This window comes from Stenotrophomonas sp. 86156_Sma (genome assembly GCF_056481625.1).
Genome location: NZ_CM151157.1, coordinates 163,639 through 180,142 on the forward strand (window position 1 = coordinate 163,639; position 16,504 = coordinate 180,142).

Annotated in this window: 16 protein-coding genes; 9 read left to right on the forward strand and 7 right to left on the reverse strand. The window is 67.9% G+C overall.

Translation table 11 applies throughout. From position 1 onward, the window contains the following. Nucleotides 1-55: 55 nt before the first annotated feature. The gene (locus ACZK33_RS00670; protein WP_164080640.1) at nucleotides 56-757 is read right to left on the reverse strand and encodes a LytR/AlgR family response regulator transcription factor; all 702 of its coding nucleotides are present in this window, start codon (nucleotides 755-757) and stop codon (nucleotides 56-58) included. Next, the gene (locus ACZK33_RS00675) at nucleotides 745-2,454 is read right to left on the reverse strand and encodes a histidine kinase (RefSeq protein ID WP_423175371.1); all 1,710 of its coding nucleotides are present in this window, start codon (nucleotides 2,452-2,454) and stop codon (nucleotides 745-747) included. Before ACZK33_RS00675 ends, ACZK33_RS00670 begins: the two co-directional genes overlap by 13 nt. A 127-nt stretch (nucleotides 2,455-2,581) precedes the next feature. Here ACZK33_RS00675 and ACZK33_RS00680 point away from each other — a divergent pair, with 127 nt between their 5' ends. The 4 genes from ACZK33_RS00680 to ACZK33_RS00695 all read left to right on the forward strand — a co-directional run bounded on the left by ACZK33_RS00680 (nucleotide 2,582) and on the right by ACZK33_RS00695 (nucleotide 6,285). Then, nucleotides 2,582-4,093 (forward strand): alpha/beta hydrolase, encoded by a 1,512-nt coding sequence (locus ACZK33_RS00680; protein ID WP_423175370.1) that lies wholly within the window; start codon nucleotides 2,582-2,584, stop codon nucleotides 4,091-4,093. A gap of 65 nt (nucleotides 4,094-4,158) precedes the next feature. Next, complete coding sequence (gene mltA / locus ACZK33_RS00685) at nucleotides 4,159-5,334, forward strand: murein transglycosylase A (RefSeq protein WP_423175369.1); 1,176 nt, start codon at nucleotides 4,159-4,161, stop codon at nucleotides 5,332-5,334. A 39-nt stretch (nucleotides 5,335-5,373) separates the two neighbouring features. Next, the gene (locus ACZK33_RS00690) at nucleotides 5,374-5,787 is read left to right on the forward strand and encodes a cysteine peptidase family C39 domain-containing protein (RefSeq protein WP_423175368.1); all 414 of its coding nucleotides are present in this window, start codon (nucleotides 5,374-5,376) and stop codon (nucleotides 5,785-5,787) included. Nucleotides 5,788-5,970: 183 nt separating this feature from the next. After that, the gene (locus ACZK33_RS00695) at nucleotides 5,971-6,285 is read left to right on the forward strand and encodes a hypothetical protein (protein WP_049435403.1); all 315 of its coding nucleotides are present in this window, start codon (nucleotides 5,971-5,973) and stop codon (nucleotides 6,283-6,285) included. 156 nt (nucleotides 6,286-6,441) lie between these two features. Here the strand turns inward: ACZK33_RS00695 and ACZK33_RS00700 are convergent, their stop codons facing one another. Then, complete coding sequence (locus ACZK33_RS00700) at nucleotides 6,442-6,645, reverse strand: HigA family addiction module antitoxin (protein ID WP_414578382.1); 204 nt, start codon at nucleotides 6,643-6,645, stop codon at nucleotides 6,442-6,444. A 169-nt stretch (nucleotides 6,646-6,814) separates the two neighbouring features. On the opposite strand from ACZK33_RS00700, the gene ACZK33_RS00705 reads away from it, so the two are divergent. From ACZK33_RS00705 to ACZK33_RS00720, 4 genes are all read left to right on the forward strand, one after another. Then, on the forward strand, nucleotides 6,815-7,876 hold the full coding sequence (locus ACZK33_RS00705) for a two-component system sensor histidine kinase NtrB (protein WP_279913420.1): 1,062 nt from the start codon (nucleotides 6,815-6,817) through the stop codon (nucleotides 7,874-7,876). Then, entirely contained in the window at nucleotides 7,869-9,317 is a 1,449-nt protein-coding gene (ntrC, locus tag ACZK33_RS00710) for a nitrogen regulation protein NR(I) (RefSeq protein ID WP_423175366.1), read from the forward strand. The genes ACZK33_RS00705 and ntrC overlap by 8 nt, the downstream gene beginning before the upstream one ends. Nucleotides 9,318-9,410: 93 nt before the next feature. Next, entirely contained in the window at nucleotides 9,411-9,980 is a 570-nt protein-coding gene (locus ACZK33_RS00715; protein ID WP_004134573.1) for a superoxide dismutase family protein, read from the forward strand. A gap of 31 nt (nucleotides 9,981-10,011) precedes the next feature. Further along, nucleotides 10,012-10,638 carry a superoxide dismutase family protein gene (locus ACZK33_RS00720; RefSeq protein ID WP_285302935.1) on the forward strand — a complete coding sequence of 209 codons (627 nt, stop codon included), beginning with the start codon at nucleotides 10,012-10,014 and terminating at the stop codon, nucleotides 10,636-10,638. Between the two features lie 278 nt (nucleotides 10,639-10,916). On the opposite strand, the gene ACZK33_RS00725 is transcribed toward ACZK33_RS00720, so the two are convergent. Continuing rightward, nucleotides 10,917-11,804: a hypothetical protein gene (locus ACZK33_RS00725; protein ID WP_049423143.1), complete on the reverse strand. Its 888-nt coding sequence runs from the start codon at nucleotides 11,802-11,804 to the stop codon at nucleotides 10,917-10,919. Nucleotides 11,805-11,897: 93 nt separating this feature from the next. On the opposite strand from ACZK33_RS00725, the gene ACZK33_RS00730 reads away from it, so the two are divergent. Continuing rightward, complete coding sequence (locus ACZK33_RS00730) at nucleotides 11,898-13,193, forward strand: acetyl-CoA C-acetyltransferase (RefSeq protein ID WP_099551602.1); 1,296 nt, start codon at nucleotides 11,898-11,900, stop codon at nucleotides 13,191-13,193. 117 nt (nucleotides 13,194-13,310) lie between these two features. Here the strand turns inward: ACZK33_RS00730 and ACZK33_RS00735 are convergent, their stop codons facing one another. From ACZK33_RS00735 to ACZK33_RS00745, 3 genes are all read right to left on the reverse strand, one after another. Then, nucleotides 13,311-14,606, reverse strand: a complete 1,296-nt coding sequence (locus ACZK33_RS00735; RefSeq protein ID WP_164080634.1) for a heme biosynthesis HemY N-terminal domain-containing protein — start codon at nucleotides 14,604-14,606, stop codon at nucleotides 13,311-13,313. Nucleotides 14,607-14,612: 6 nt separating this feature from the next. Then, a complete protein-coding gene (locus ACZK33_RS00740; protein WP_032130163.1) occupies nucleotides 14,613-15,590 on the reverse strand; it encodes a uroporphyrinogen-III C-methyltransferase in 978 nt (325 codons plus the stop codon). Nucleotides 15,591-15,694: 104 nt separating this feature from the next. Further along, nucleotides 15,695-16,504, reverse strand: a complete 810-nt coding sequence (locus ACZK33_RS00745; protein ID WP_423175062.1) for a uroporphyrinogen-III synthase — start codon at nucleotides 16,502-16,504, stop codon at nucleotides 15,695-15,697.

A 16,504-nucleotide genomic window follows, 5' to 3' on the forward strand; every position in this document is an offset into this window, starting at 1 on the left:
CCATGCCGTTCCCGCTCCCCGGTAGTGCCAGACCATGCCTGGCATCCTCTGGCGATCACCCCAGTCCCAGCGCATCGCGTAGCGCCACGATGTGCGCGCGGCCAACAACCAGCTCGCTACCGTCGCTCAGCACCAGCCAGTAGCGGCTGCCGGAACCAGCATGCAACGTACGCACGTGCCGCAGGTTGACCAGGTGCGAGCGATGGCAGCGCACGAAATCCTGAGGCAGTACTGAGGCCAGTGCAGTCAGGGATTTGTCATGCAGTTCGCTGCGGCCATCGCGCATGCGCACCTGGCTGTAGTCGCCATCTGCCGCGATCCACATCACTTCCGAGAGCTCGACGGTTGCCGTTCCCTGCGCACGCCAGATGCCCAGGTAGCGTGCCCGGCCTGAACGCATACCGCCGGTATCGAACAAGCGTTCCAGCGCCTGACCAAGGCGTTCGCGCGAAAAGGGCTTGGGAACGAAGTCGAGCACGCCGTGTTCAAATGCCTGCAGCGCACGATCACGGTGGGCCGACACCACTACGCACTGGTAGCGGCCGGCTACCGCACGCCGCAGCAGTTCGAAACCGTCCTCGCCCCCAAGGTTGAGGTCCAGCAGCAGGCCGTCGTAGACATTGCGCTGCAGGCGGTCGCCGGCTGCCTCCAGATCGGCCACGGCATCGAAGCGTGCGCGCGTTCCTGCCAGCTCGGCGCACAGCCGCTGCAGACGTTGGCGTACCAGCGGTTCGTCTTCAACGATCAGGATGCGCATGTCAGTTCGATCCGTCCGCACCATTGGTTGCCGTCGATGCCTTGCACGAAGCTCCATCCGCCGGGGCTGGCGGCCGCCAGACTGGCTTCGATGTAGCGCGTGCCCGTGCCGCGACCGCGATGCGAGGATGAGCCGTGCGCGCTGTGCAGTTCCAGCACCCAACGTCCACCGCCGCGCTGCACGCGCAGACGGAACGGGTGCTGCGCGCATGCCAGCGCACCGGCATGCGTCAGCGCGTTTTCCACCTGTGCATGCAGGATGCCGGGCGGCAGCAACAGCGGCGCATCCTCGCCATCCACGTCCAGCACCAGGGGCTGGCCCAGTGCCTGGCCAACGATGTCCAGGTGGCTGCGGCACAGGGCCAGCTCGTCCTGCAACGGAATGCTCTGCCGGCTGCTGCTGTCACGCAGCCGATCGAACTGATCGGCCAACGACTCCACCAGGCGGCTGGCACGTGAAGGTGCCTGCTCGATCAGTTCCTGCAGACTTGTGAGGGTGTTCATGAGCCAATGTGGCTGGATGCCTCGCTGCAACAGCTGCAATGAAAGCCGTGCGCGCTCTTCACGCAGCAACGCATTGTGCCGGTCCAGTGCCTGCAGCTGTGCCGCATGACGCAGCAGCAGGAACACCATCAGCACCGCCAGCAGCAGGAAGTACGGCCCATCAAGGAAGGCGCCGCGCGCGACCAGCAACGCCAGCAGGCCGGCTAGCAGCAATGCCAGGATCGGCCATCGATCCTCTGTGTCGCCGCGCGCACGCAGCAGCAGCAATGCCGAAGCGAGCAGGCTCAACAAGAGCACTGCCGCCGAGCGGGTGTCAAAGCCAGGCAGGACGATGGCGAGCACCGCGATCACGGACAGATAGACGAAGCACCCGGCACGCGGAACCGCCACCTGGAATCGCCGCGCCAGATAGGCTGGCAGGAACATGGCCGCGGCTACGTGCAATGCCAGCAGTGCAATCAGGCGCGGGACATGCCACGGGTAGTCATACCCCAGCAGGGAGCGCCACGCTTCCACTGCAGGCAACGCCAGTCCCACCACGCCCAGTGCCAGCAGAAGGCGAGCGCCGGGCGTGCGGGTCTGGCCACGCAGTACCGCCAGGAAATACAGGCTGGCTGCCGCCAGTGCGCCGATGGCGAAGGCCGCAACCAGCCATGGCAGGATGATCTGGCCATACAGCACAGCTGCGGGCGCGATCAGTGCCATCGCGTCGGCGCCATGCAGGGTGAAATGTTGTCGCTGGCTGGATGCAAGCACGACCAGCTCATCGGTGGCATTGCCAGAAGCGGGGGGAAGCACGTGGACAAGGTCGATGCGTCCTGGTTGTTCTTCTTCAGCGGTGCGGCCCACGACGCCATTGCTGATCCAGGGCGTGCCGTTCCAGTACAGCTGGCTGGCAGCGCGCAGCGACAGCCGCAACGTGCGGTCATGATCGTCGGTGCCGGTTGGCGCCGGCACCTGCCAGCGCAGCCAGTACGGGCCGCGCCACTGCGCCAGCAGCTGCTGATCCAGCGGACGCCAGGCCAGGTCCTGCGGCGGCCGCGCAGGCAGGGGGCTGGATGCCCCGGCGTCCGCAGGTGCCATCTGCGCCCCCTGCACGAACACCACGCCGGCGGGTGGCGTCGACACGACCAGCCATGCGGCCACCGCCGCAAGCAGCAGAGCAAGAACAGCCAGGGTACGTGGGATCTGCATGGCGGCCATCGTATCGGTTGCGTGGAGCCATTGGACCGCCTTTTGGAGACGTTCGGCAGGCGGGTGTCCCCACAGCCCTGTGATCGAGCCGATGCTGACCGCGCACGTCCCTCCTTTGGAGCCCACCATGAGCCGCAACGCCAGCACATCGTCCAGCAGTCTCCATCCTCGTCGCTCTGCCCTGGTCGCCACGGTGGCTACGTTCTGCCTGGCGCTCGCTGCGGCCATGCCGGCGCAGGCCACGCCTAGGGCATTGGTGTTCGAGCCGTACACGCTGCAGACCAAAGCACATGGCGCCATCCCTGCAGAGATCGCCGTGCTGGAGGTGCCGCGCCGACACAGCGAGCCAGACGGACCGCGCATGGGGCTGAAGGTGGTACGCCTGCGTGCAACCGGTGGCAATGGCCGCAGCGCCCCCGTGGTTTATCTGGCCGGTGGCCCGGGTGGTTCCGGCATCGATACCGCGCGCGGCCCGCGCTGGCCGGTGTTCGACCAGGTCCGACGCGAAGCCGACGTGCTGCTGCTCGACCAGCGAGGTGCCGGTCTGTCTGAACCACCGCCGGAGTGTCCGCATGAAACCCGCTTCGACGATGGCCAACCACTGCAGCGCGATGCGGCCCTGGCCGCATTGCAGGCGACGGCTGCCAAGTGCGTGGAATTCTGGCGTCAGGCTGGCGTCGATCTGGGCGCCTATACGACCGCCGAGAGTGCCGATGACCTGGATGATCTGCGGCGCGCACTGGGTGTGCCCAGGATCAGCTTGTGGGGCATGAGCTACGGCACCCACCTGGCGCTTGCGACGGTGCGCCTGCACGGCAAAGATCTGGAACGCGTCGTGCTGATGGGCACCGAAGGCCCCGATGACACACTGAAGCTGCCGCTCAGCAGCGATGCGCTGCAACAGGAACTGACGCCACTGGCCCGCAGGGACGGCTTCGATGATCTGGCCGGATCGGCAAAGCGCGTGCTGCAGGCATTGCGTGAGCAGCCGCGACAGGGTCGCAGCCGCATGCATGACGGTCGCCAGGTGACCATCGGTGAATTCGATGCGCAGATCCTGATTGCCAATGCTCTTGGCCAGCGACATACCCAGCAGTGGCTGCCGTTGATACTCCGCGAGGCCGAGCGCGGCAACTACGACCCGCTGGCCGATCTGGTGCTGATCGTGCGCGCACAGTTCGCCCAGTACCCGGCGATGGGGCTGGCCATGGACGTGGCTTCCGGGCAGAGCCCGCAGCGCCTGGCGCGGGTGGAAGCGCAGGCACGCGAAAGCCTGTTCGGCGACGCCCTGAACTTCCCGTTCCCCGCCATCGGCAACGGCCTGGGCCTGGCCGATCTGGGCGAATCCTTCCGCGGGCCGCTGCGCAGCGACGTGCCGGTGCTGTTCATCAGCGGCACGCTGGATGGGCGCACGCCACCGGCCAACGCCGATGCGCTGCGTCCAGGCTTCAGCCATGGCCGCTCGCTGCTGGTGCGCAACGCCAGCCATCACCACGAGCTGTGGACCGGCAATCCTGCCATTGCCCGCAGCATCGTCGACTTCCTGGCCGGTCGCATCGTGAACGATGCCGAGCTGGACGTACCGCCGCCGGTGTTCGCCACCAGCAACAGTGGCCTGCTCGGCAGTGGCGGACGCTGAAGGGAGAGCGTGGTGCCGGGCACCCGGCGCGTCCGGCACCGTGCTGTTTCCTCTACATTGGGGCAATGAAAGACATCATTGCCCCCCTGAACCGCACGAGCTTGGGCCTTGTTGCGCTGGCTGTGCTCGCCGGCTGCTCCACCACCGCTCCCCGCACCGGAACCGAAGTGCCGACGCCGGTCACGCCGCCCGCGGCCACCTATGCCAAGGCCGCATGGAGTGCACTGCCACCGGTCTCCGACAGCGACCTGCAGGCCGGTTTCGTCGCCTGGCGCAGCAGCTGCACCCGCCTGAAGAACGATGCGGTCTGGGCCAAACCCTGCGCCACCGCCGCGACGGTTTCGGACAAGGACCCGGCGGCGATCCGCCAGTTCCTGCAGCGCGATTTGGATGTCTATGCATTGCGTGCCGGCGGCCACCAGGCCGACGGGCTGATTACCGGCTACTACGAGCCGATCTACCCCGGCAGCCTCACCCGCACGGCTGCTGCCACCGTACCGGTTTACGGCACGCCGAATGATCTGATCGTGGTGCAGCTGGACAGCGTCTACCCGGAATTGAAGGGCAAGCGCCTGCGCGGGCGCGTCGAGGGCAAGGTGCTCAAGCCCTATGACGACGCCGGCACCATCGCGGCCAAGGGCGCCAAGGCGCCGGTACTGGCCTGGCTGACCGACCCGATGGACCTGCAGCTGCTGCAGATCCAGGGGTCGGGCCGGGTGCGCCTGCCCGATGGCACGCAGGTGAGGCTGGCCTATGCGGAACAGAACGGCCACCCCTACCGCGCGATCGGTCGCTGGCTGGTCGACCAGGGCCAGCTGAAGAAGGAAGACGTCACCATGGATGCGATCCGCGCCTGGGCGCGGGCCAATCCCGCGCGCGTGCCGGAACTGCTGCGCAGCAACCCCAGCTACGTGTTCTTCGTGCGCAACCCGGACAGCCCGGAAGGCCCGCGTGGTTCACTGAACGTGCCGCTCACCGCCGGCTACAGCGTCGCAGTGGATCGCAGCGTGGTGCCGCTGGGCAGCCTGCTGTGGCTGTCCACCACGCGCCCGGACGGCACCCCGGTGGTGCGCCCGGTGGCCGCGCAGGACACCGGCGGCGCCATTGCCGGCGAAGTGCGCGCGGACCTGTACTGGGGCAGCGGCGATGCCGCCGGCAAGCTGGCCGGCGACATGAAGCAGAAGGGCAACATCTGGATGCTGTGGCCGAAGGGCGTGGCCTTGCCGGCTCAGAGACCGTGATGCCTGATCGATCATTACTCATCCATTGGAGCTCAAGCAATGAGCGCACTGAGGCGTGTACACCAACGTGACTGGAACAACGGTGATTGCGGCATAGCGTGTGTTGCCATGCTGGCGCGCGTTTCCTATGAGGAAGCGCTTGAGGCATTCAGGACGCTACCGGGAAAGGCAAAAGGCACCAGCTTCTTCACTACGCATACTGACATCGCGCAGATGCTGGCGCAGTTCAGTATCGCGACCAAGCGCGTGAGCTTCAGATCATGGCGGGCCATTGATCGACATGCAATTGTAAAAGTTAATCCTTATCAGTCGGGCCGGAGATGGCATTGGGTTGTCCTCGATGCAGGCAGGGACGAGCTCGTCGTTCACGATCCGACGCCGGGCAAGACGCACTTGATCCGAGACTTTCGTGGGCTAAAGGGAAGTGGCCACTTCATTGCAGTTGCGGACTAGTGTCTGCGGCTGCCGCCTCTGTTCGTCGGTTAGCGGCCGAGACCAAAGCCAGCTGAGTTTTGGAAATGGCCACTTCAAAGTGCGGTGGTCGTCGTACTGGGTGATAATTGTGGCAGTGCCGCGAACCACATCGCGGCGGCCTTTTCGAACTTTCCGGCCGCGCCTGCGGCCAGGACCCCTGCAATGACCTACGCAAAGCACAACGCAAAATCCGGCGCGAAATCCGCCGCGAAGAAGTACTACAAGCACTGGGCCGAATCGGGCCTGGGCAAGGGCAACGTGCTGATGGAAGCCCGTGGCGAGAAGATCGTGCGCCAGGTGGAAATCTACGGCACCAAGATGGTCTGGGCCGACGAACATGCCCACAGCGATGACCGCTTCCTGCTGGCCGACCAGCCGGTGTCGTTCCTGGATTTCGACGAAGACGACGAAATCTCCGCGCGCGAATTCGAAAGTGCCTGGAAGAAGGCCCGGGAAGCCACCGGCTACCCGGTGTAACGCTGCCCGGCCCGGGGGCGGTTCCCTTTCCACAGGGAAAAGGCTCTGACCCCGGGCCAAGGCTCAGGCAGCCGCGTTGTAGGGTTCGATCCGGGCAAGTACGTCGGCCAGCTTTTCCTTGGTCATCGCGGCATCGAAGTCGGCCTGCAGGCCGATTCAGAACTTGTCGGAAACGCCAAAGTAGCGGGATAGGCGAAGCCCGGTGTCCGCAGTGACTGCGCGATCGCCGGAGACGATCTCGCCGATATGGCGTTGTGAGACGCCAATTGCCTTGGCCAGCCGGTATTGGGTGATGCCCAGAGGCTCCAGGAATTCATGCAACAGGATCTCGCCGGGAGCGGGGTAGGGGGCGGTTCGCATGGGGTGGATCGCTCAGAAGATTGACGCTGGGAGCAGTGTGGCAATCCCGTGTGCCTGCGGAAATTGGGTTATGCGACCACGTACGACGCATTCGGCCTGAGGGGTCAGGGCCCTTTCCTGACGGAAAGGGATCCGACCCTGGACCCGCGTTTTGCACTACATTGGTGCAATGTCCGACCCCGCACCCCCGCCGTCCCTCGATGCCCTGGGCACGCCGTTGGCCTGGGCCGGGGCCGATGGCTGCATCGCCGGCTGCAACCCGGCCTTCGCCCGCTGGCTGGGCGTCAGCGTCCGGCGCCTGCTGGGGCGGCCGCTGGCCGCACTGGAAGTGCAGGGCGAGGCACTGGCCCATTTCCTGGCCCGCGATGAGCGCGACAGCCTGCGCCTGAACCGGTTGGCGCTGGCGGTGCCCGGCGAGGCCCCGCGCTTCGCCGAGGGCTGGATGAGCCGCCGCGACGATGGCGGTTGGCTGCTGGAGGCGCATCCGGTCGATGAATTCCCCGGGCTCGACCCGACCCAGGCCCTGCCCAGTGCGCTCAGTGCGGCGCTGAAGGGACTGGCCCACGAGTTGCGCAACCCACTGGCCGGGCTGAAGGGCGCGGCCCAGCTGCTGGCCCGCCGCGCGGCCCAACGCGATGCCAGCGAACGTGAGCTGATCGAATTAATCGGGTCCGAGATCGAGCGCCTCAACGGCCTGCTCGACCAGCTGCTGTCGCCGGCCCCGGCTGCACCGCATGCCGAGCTGAACATCCACGCCGCGCTGGAACGCGTGCTGCGCCTGGCCGAGAACGAGGCCGGTTGGGCGGTACGCCTGCAGCGCGACTACGACCCCAGCATTCCCGAATTCCATGGCGACGCCGACCGCCTCACCCAGGCAGTGTGGAACCTGGTGCGCAACGCGATCCAGGCCGGCGCCGGCAACATCACCCTGCGTACCCGCGTAGAACACGGTGTACGCATCGCCGAGCAGCTGCACACGCTGGCGCTGCGCCTGGAGATCGCCGACGACGGCCGTGGCGTGCCCGAGGAGCTGGCCGAGCATCTGTTCCTGCCCCTGGTCAGTGGTCGCGCCGAAGGCACTGGCCTGGGCCTGGCGCTGGCGCAGCAGGTCGCACGCGAACATCGCGGCACACTGACCTACCGCTCGCGCCCGGGCCATACCGTGTTCACCCTGCTGCTGCCGATCGTCAGCGGCGCCGCCCCGGCCGAGGAGGCCCCGCACGATGTCTGAGTCCTCTTCGTCCCCGCAGCGCATCTGGGTGGTCGATGACGATCGGGCCGTGCGTTTCGTGCTGTGCACCGCGCTGCGCGAGGCGGGCTACCAGGTCGTCGATTTCGACAGCGCCGCCCCCGCCCTGCAGGCGTTGAGCGAAGGCCCGCCGCCGGCGTTGCTGTTCACCGATGTGCGCATGCCGGGTGACGATGGCCTGGTGCTGTTGGACAAGCTCAAGGCCGCGCTTCCGCAGCTGCCGGTGGTGGTGATGTCGGCCTACACCGACGTGGCCAGCACGGCCGGTGCGTTCCGCGGTGGCGCGCATGAATTCCTGTCCAAGCCGTTCGATCTGGATGACGCCGTGGCGCTGGCGCAGCGTGTGCTGCCGGCCGTTGCACCGGCACTGGCGGCGCCCACACCTGCGGCGGAAGCGCATGGCGACCAGCCGCCGCAACTGGTGGGCGATACCCCGCCGATGCGTGCGCTGTTCCGTGCCATCGGCCGCCTGGCGCAGGCGCCGCTGGCGGTGCTGATCACCGGCGAAACCGGCACCGGCAAGGAGCTGGTGGCCAATGCGCTGCATCGCGAATCGCCGCGCGCGCAGGGGCCGTTCGTCGCGCTCAATACTGCTGCAATCCCGTCCGAGCTGCTGGAAAGCGAGTTGTTCGGCCACGAAGCCGGCGCCTTCACCGGCGCCCAGCGCCGCCATATCGGCCGTTTCGAGCAGGCCAACGGCGGCACGCTGTTCCTCGATGAAATAGGCGATATGCCGTTGCCGCTGCAGACCCGTCTGTTGCGCGTGCTGGCACAGGGCGAGTTCTTCCGCGTCGGCGGCCGCGAGTTGATCCGCGTCGACGTGCGGGTGATTGCCGCCACCCACCAGGATCTGGAAGGCCTGGTCGCACAGGGGAAGTTCCGTGCCGATCTGCTGCATCGCCTGGACGTGGTGCGCCTGCAGCTGCCACCGCTGCGCGAGCGTCGCGAGGACATCGCGCAACTGGCCAGCACCTTCCTGGCCGCCGCCGCACGCAAGCTGGATACGCCGCCGAAGCGCCTGACCGCTGCCGCACTGCAGGCGCTGCGCGAACACGACTGGCCGGGCAACGTGCGCGAACTGGAAAACGTGTGCTGGCGGATGGCGGCGCTGGCCGCCGCTGACACCATTGGCGTGGCCGACGTCGATACCGCGCTCAACCGTACGCGCGGTCGTCGCAGCAGCACCACCAACGCCGATCCGGGGCAGTGGGAGGCGCTGCTGGCCGAATGGGCACGCCGTCAGCTGGCCGAAGGCGTGGAAGGGCTGCACGCGCAGGTGCGAGAGCGGGTCGACCATGCCCTGCTGGAGGCCGCGCTGCAGATCACCCATGGCCGCCGTGCCGAAGCCGCGGCCCGCCTGGGCCTTGGCCGCAATACCCTTACCCGCAAGCTGGGCGCCGGGCGCCGTCGCGGGGGCCATTGAACGGTCCCTGCACGCGATCCTCGCGCCCGCTTGCCGAACCGTTGATCGTTCATGGACGATGCCGTCCGTAGTGTCACCTGCAAGGAGTCTTCGATGCGTCTGTCCTTTGCCATCCTGCCGTTGTCCGCCGCCGCGCTGCTGTCTGCCTGTGGCAGCGCACCGAAGAAGGCCGAACCCACCCCGCCACCGCCGACCGTGGTCAGCGCCGCCAAGCAGGCCGAGGCCAATCTGTCGCCGGCCTCGGCCAGTATCGTCAGTGGCCGCATCGCGCTGATGGTGGAGCCCGGTGGCATCCACATCACTGGGCTGATCGGTGGCCTGCAGCCGATGCAGCAGGCCGGTTTCCACATCCACGAGCGCGGTGACTGCAGCGCGGTGGATGCCAGCAGTGCCGGCAATCACTTCAATCCCGGTGGCGCTGCGCATGGCCGCGCCGGCACCGGCAAGCACCACCTGGGCGACATGGACAATCTGCGTGCCGACGCCCAGGGCCGCGCCAACGTCGATATCCACCTCAAGGGCGTTACCCTTGGCGGAGGCGCCGCCACCGATATCGCCGGACGTGCACTGGTCGTGCATGCCAACGCCGACGACTATCGCAGCCAGCCCGCCGGCAATGCCGGCGTCCGCATCGCCTGTGGCGTGATCCGGGTTGTCCGCTGATCACTGCAGGCATCATCCAGGGAGAGATTCCATGCGTCTGATCCACACTTCGCTGTTTGCGGCCATCGCCGCGCTGGGCCTGGCGGCCTGCGGCCAGCAGCCGGCCGCTCCGCAGACTGAAACCCCGCCGGCCGCGCCGGCCGAGGGCGCAACCACTGAACCGGCCGCAGCACCGGCACCCGCTGCCGCCCCGGCGGCCGACGCCTCGGCCACCGCCGAGCTGGCACCGACCCAGGGCAACGAGGCCAAGGGCAGCGTCACCTTCAAGGTGGTTGACGGCAAGGTCCACGTGACCGGCCAGATCAGCGGCCTGAAGCCGGGCAGCGAGCACGGCTTCCACATCCACGAGAAGGGCGACTGCAGCGCCCCGGACGGCATGAGCGCCGGTGGCCACTTCAACCCGGGCAAGCAGGATCACGGCAGCGTGTCCGCCGATCCGCATCACGGCGGCGACATGCCCAACATCAAGGCCGACGACAAGGGCGTGGCCACCATCGACGGCCCGGTGTCGAGCAACGTCAACATCGGCAAGGGCGATGACTTCGACATCATCGGCCGCGGCCTGATCGTCCACGCCGATGCCGATGACTACAAGACTCAGCCGACCGGCAACGCCGGTGCGCGCTTGGCGTGTGCGGTGATCCAGAAGGCGCAGTAAGTCATCAGAAAACGCCGGCGCAAGCCGGCGTTTTTCCTTATAGGTAGTGCCGGCCGCTGGCCGGCAATCGCAGATCCGGAGGTTGCCGGCCAGCGGCCGGCACTACCATCAGGCCACCCGGATCAGCACGCCAGCAGTTCGCGCGCGTCCTGACCGGCCTCGCAGTGCACGAACAGCACCGCGGCGTTTTTCCTTATCGGTAGTGCCGGCCGCTGGCCGGCAATCGCAGATCCGGAGGTTGCCGGCCAGCGGCCGGCACTACCAACAGGCCACCCGCATCAGCGCGCCAGCAACTCGCGCGCGTCCTGCCCGGCCTCGCAGTGCACGAACAGCACCGGCACGCCGTGCGCTTCCAGCACCGCAGCCATCTGCCGCTGGCGCATCAGGAACTGCTCGTAGATGCCCTTCAGGCGGTCACAGTCGTTCTTGCCGTGATTGTAGTGCGCGCACCAGCCGGCCGGATCGAACAGCGCCATGCGTGCCTCGCCGTGCGTGTAGCGCAGCAGCGGCTCGGGCGCGGCGTTGAGCCATTCGTCCTCGCCCGGGGCCATGATCGCGGTCTCGATCAGCGGCCACAGCGCGGCCAGGCCCTGGTTGTCGTACTGCATCGACATCATCGCGGCCAGGTCGTTCACGGTGAAATAGCGCGCATGCTCGATGCGCGCACCGAAGGTGTTCTGCGCCATCAATGCGGTATCGGCATGCGCCATGCCGTTGGCCAGCAGCGTGTCTTCCAACGCCTCGGCCACCGCGTTGGTGGTGGCCACGTCGCTGCCGGTCAGCAGGAACGGCACCACGCGCAGGCCACCGCCCACCAGGCTGGCATCGGCCTGGAACGGCAGCGGCACGTCACCGTTGGCATCGGTACCGAAGGCCAGCAGGCGCGGGCCCTGGTTACGGCCCGGCGCACGCATCTGCAGTTCTTCCAGGCGGCGATGGATCGGCCAGCCCGGGCGCAGTACTTCGGCCGGGTCGAAATGGGCGGCGGCGAACACCAGGTCCAGCTCGGCCACCTGCGGCACCAGCTTGGACAGGTCGCGGCCGACGCGATCGGCCAGTTCACCGGCCTGTTCGGCGCTGAGCACCGCCTGGCGGGGGATTTCGCCGCCGGCCAGTTCCAGGGCCAGCACGCCAAGGGCATTCATCGCGGGGTCGGGTTTGCTCATGGTTCCACGGTTGGCCCATCACAGGGCGGCAGCTACACTTGGCTCCATTATGCCTGCTCCGTCGTGCAGGCCATGTTGCAGACACCCTCATCCATGCCAGGTATCTCCATGCCCAACGCTCGTCCCGTCGCCATCCTCGGTGGCGTCCGCATTCCGTTCTGCCGCCAGAACACCGCGTATTCGGATGTCGGCAACCTTGGCATGTCGGTCCGTACGCTGGGCGCGCTGGTTGAACGTTTCGGCCTGCACGGCCAGCAGCTGGGTGAAGTGGCGATGGGTGCGGTGATCAAGCACTCCAGCGACTGGAACCTGGGCCGCGAAGCCACGCTGTCCTCCGGCCTGTCGCCGTTGACCCCGGGCATCACCCTGCAGCGCGCCTGCGGCACTTCGCTGGACAGCATCATCACGGTTGCCAACAAGATCGCGCTGGGCCAGATCGAATCCGGTATCGGTGGCGGTTCGGACACCACCTCCGACGTGCCGATCGTCTACGGCAAGAAGCTGCGTGCACGCCTGCTGGCGGCCAACCGTGCCAAGAGCACCGGCGACAAGATCCGCGCGCTCACCGCTGGCTTCAAGTTCTCCGAGCTCAAGCCCGAATTCCCGGGCGTGGCCGAGCCGCGCACCGGCAAGAGCATGGGCGACCACTGCGAGGACATGGCCAAGGAATGGAACATCTCGCGTGACTCGCAGGACGAGTGGGCGGTGTCGTCGCACAAGAAGCTGGCTGCTGCCTATGAGCGCGGTTTCTTCAACGACCTGATCGCACCGTTCCGTGGTGTCGAGCGTGACAACATCCTGCGCCCGGATACTTCGCTGGAGAAGCTGGCCACGCTGAAGCCGGCGTTCGACAAGGTTTCCGGCCGCGGCACGCTCACCGCCGCCAACTCCACGCCGCTGACCGACGGCGCCGCCGCGGTGCTGCTGGCCAGCGAAGAGTGGGCGCGCGCCCACGGCCATGAGCCGCAGGCCTATCTGCGTGACGCGCACGTCTCGGCGGTGGACTTCGTGCATGGCGAAGGCCTGCTGATGGCGCCGACCGTGGCCGTGCCGGAGATGCTCAAGCGCAATGGCCTGACCCTGCAGGACTTCGACATCTACGAGATCCACGAAGCTTTTGCCGCGCAGGTGCTGTGCACCCTGCGTGCGTGGGAGAGCGAGGATTACTGCCGCAATCGCCTGGGCCTGGATGCACCGCTGGGCCGCATCGACCCGGACAAGATCAACCTGCTGGGCTCGTCGCTGGCCACTGGCCACCCGTTCGCGGCGACTGGCGCACGCGTCATCGCCACCGCAGCCAAGCAGCTGGCCGAACGCGGCGGTGGCCGCGCGCTGGTGTCGATCTGCACCGCCGGCGGCATGGGCGTAGTGGCGATCGTCGAACGCTGATCGTTGCAACCGCGCGCCAACCAAGGTTGGCGACTACCGGGTTCCACAGATGAAAACGCCGCCCAATGGGCGGCGTTTTTTCTGCTCCGGTGGGTGCCGACCGTTGGTCGGCACGCTTCACGGCAACCGTGGATTGCCGAATTCGTCGCGCTCTTCGTTGGCGTCATACACCGGCGGCTGCACCGTAACCGGCTGCTCCTCCACCGTGGCACGCCGCGGCGCTTCGGTGCCGCGCACCAGTTCCACGCTGTCCTCGCCACGCTGCAGTCGCAGCGCATTGGCCAGGCACTGTGCGGCCAGCGCGTGCTCGCCACGCTGTGCGAACAGCTCACCCAGTGCCTCCCACGCCGGGGCACCGGCGCCCGCGGCGATGGCCTCGTGCAGGAACGCATCGGCGGCATCCCACTGCTGCTGGGCTAGGGCCACGCGGCCCTGTGCCAGGCGCAGCGCAGCCGAGCTGTCGTGCACGTTGCGCCAGCGCGCGAGGTTGGCCTGACGCGTGGCCAGGCGCTCGGCCGGCAGGCGGCCATACAGCGCCACCAGTTCGTCATCCCAACGCTGGTCCAGTGCCTGTTCCAACGCCAGCAGCGCCGGTTCGTCCCAGTTCAACGCAACCGCACGGCTGGCATACGCACCGACCACGTCCGGGGTCGGGCGCAGCGCCTTCGGCGTGGCTTCCCACTGCGCGGCCAGCGCATTGACGTCGGCCGCTTCCAGCAGCGCCTGTGCGGCCAGGCGTGCTTCCAGTTCGCTGTTGGCGTCGGCCGGCAGCACCTTGCTCTGGCGCAGTGCACCCAGCTGGCCATACGCCTCGTGGGCGCGGCCGGCCTGTGCCAGCGCTTCGGTACGCAGCCACAGGCCGCGCGGCGGCAGCGGCTGGATCGTCGCCACATCCAACGCGTTGATCGCATCCACCGGCAGATCGCGCGCCAGCAGCTGTTCGGCGCGTAGAAGCGCCTGCAGGGTGGCATCGCTCTCGCCCAGGCGCTGCAGCAGGGCTTCACCGGCGGGGCCGTCGGCACGTGCCTGCGCACTTCGCACGGCATTGGCCAGCGCCACCGCGCTCACTTCCGGATCCTTGGCGGCACCATCCAGCAGCTTTTCCGCGCGCTGCCACTGGCCGTGCTCATAGGCCTGCAGGCCGTCGATCAGGCGCACCCGGCCCTGCTTGCGGCGGTAGCGGCCCCAGGCGCGGAACGGTGCAGCGATCAGGCTCCACAGCAGCCACAGCACCAGCACCGCGATCACCGACAGCAGTGCCACCTTGGGCAGGTTGCTGTGGTAGTCGTAGCCGCCGTAGCGCAGGGTCACTTCGCCGAAGCGGTTGAGGTCATCGGCGCCGAGCCATTGCGCGGCCACCACGCCGATGGCCACGGCCAGCAACAGCACGACCAGGGATTGCAGGGGTTTCATGGGGGATTACCTCCGGTCGGTCTGGGTGCGCAGTTGCTGCAGGGTGCTTCCAAGAACGCTGTTGCTGGCCTGCAGCGGAAGCTCGCGCAAGGCCTTCAGTTCAGCACGTTGCGCGCGCAGGGCCGGTGAATCCGGCCAACGCCGCTGTGCCCAGTGTTCCACGCGCGCCAACGCGGTATCGCGACCGGTGCGGTCGCCACGTTCGATTGCGGCACGCGCCAGGGTCAGTTCCAGCTGCAGCGCATCGTCGGCATTGCGGCGTTCGGCGGCGGTCAGCGGGCCATTCTGGCGGCTCGGGGTGATATCCACGAACGGTGCCAGCGTGGCCTGCCACCAGGGCTTGCCGGCGCCGGGCGCGGTGCTACCCGTCACCTGCGAGGGCAGGCCCTGCAGGGCCTTGGCCAGGGCATCCAGGCGTTGCAGCGATTGCACGCGCGGGCCGGTGCCCAGCGCATCCAGTGCATCGCGTTCCTGTACCAGTGCCTGGCGCAGGTTCAGGCCGTCGCTGTCGGGCAGATCGGCCAGCGCGGTGGCGGCCTGTGCATACAGGCGGCGTGCGCCTTCCACGTCGTCGGCGTAGTTCAGGCGTTGCGCCGCCTGGGTCAGCAGCAGTTCGGCCTCATCGCGCTGTACCGCCTGACGGCCCTGGTTGGCGCTGTCGGCCAGCTTGGCCAGGTTCTCTTCCAGTAGCGCACTGCGCTGGGAAAGGCCCAGCATCTCGTCGCGCAGCACGCGGTTGGTGGTCGCCGCATCCTGCAGGCGCTGGCTGGTTGCGCGCTGGTCGCGGCGCAATGCATCCAGCGTCGCCTGCAGGCCCTGCAGCTGTACGGCCGTGGTCTGCGCCTGCGCTTCCTGTTCGTGCTGTTGCTGCTGCCAGACGTACCAGCCGGCATAGCCGCCCACGCCAAGCACGACCACCCCGGCCAGCGGCAGCAGCCAGCGCACGGGTCGACGGGGCGGGGAAACGGGCGGAGTCTCGTTCATGGGGCTTCCTTGTCGGCACCGTCGCCGGTCAGGTTCCGGCAGGCCGCGTTGTGCACAGCATCACTGTTGCCGACCACAGCGGCAAGCGTGACCCACGTCCCTGTTCAGTTCGCTGCCGGGACGGTGAGCGTGGCGTGTGCAGCCGCCACCAGCTGCGCGGTGGTGGGCCCGGCCGCGCGCACCACGCGCTGCAGCCCCAATGCGTGTGCCTGTTCGCCCAGCCGTTCGCTGGCCACGACGGCGGTGGCATGTGCCTGACAGCGTTGCTGCAATGCCGGCGGAAGCTGCTGCCAGAAATGCAGCAACGCCTCACCACTGCTGACCGCCAGCACCCACGGATACGCTGAATGCGCCAATCGAGCCAGCGTGCGTGGCGACAGGCGCAGCAGGCGACGCTGATAGACATCGGCGAGCTCGATGCTGCCGCCGGCCGCCTGCAGTTGCGCAGCAATCAGGCCGCGCCCGCCGGGGGCGGTCACCAGCCCGATGCGCAGGCCGCGTACGTCCGCCAGTACCGGCAGCGCCAGCAGGCCCTCGCTGTCCATCCGCTGCGGCGCATGCACCTCGGCGACACCCTGCGCCCGCAGCGCGCGCGCGGTGCCTTCGCCCACGGTCAGCCACGGGCTGCGTTGTGCCTCGGCCAGTGGCAACAGGGTGGCGGCTGCGGTAACGGCGGCCGGGCTGGTGAACACCACCCGATCGCAGTTCAGCGCGCGTTGCAGCTGGTGCACCACTGGCGTGCCGTTCAGGCGCTGCAGGCGCCAGGGTGGCAGGGCCAGCACATGCCCGCCCAGCCCAGCAACGGCGCGGCGCAGCGCGGAATTCTGGCCCTGCGGCCGCAGCGAAATGAAGGTCCAGCCCGGCTCGGAACCGGCGGCGCCAGTGGGTATCGTATGGTCGGCCATTGCCTGCAT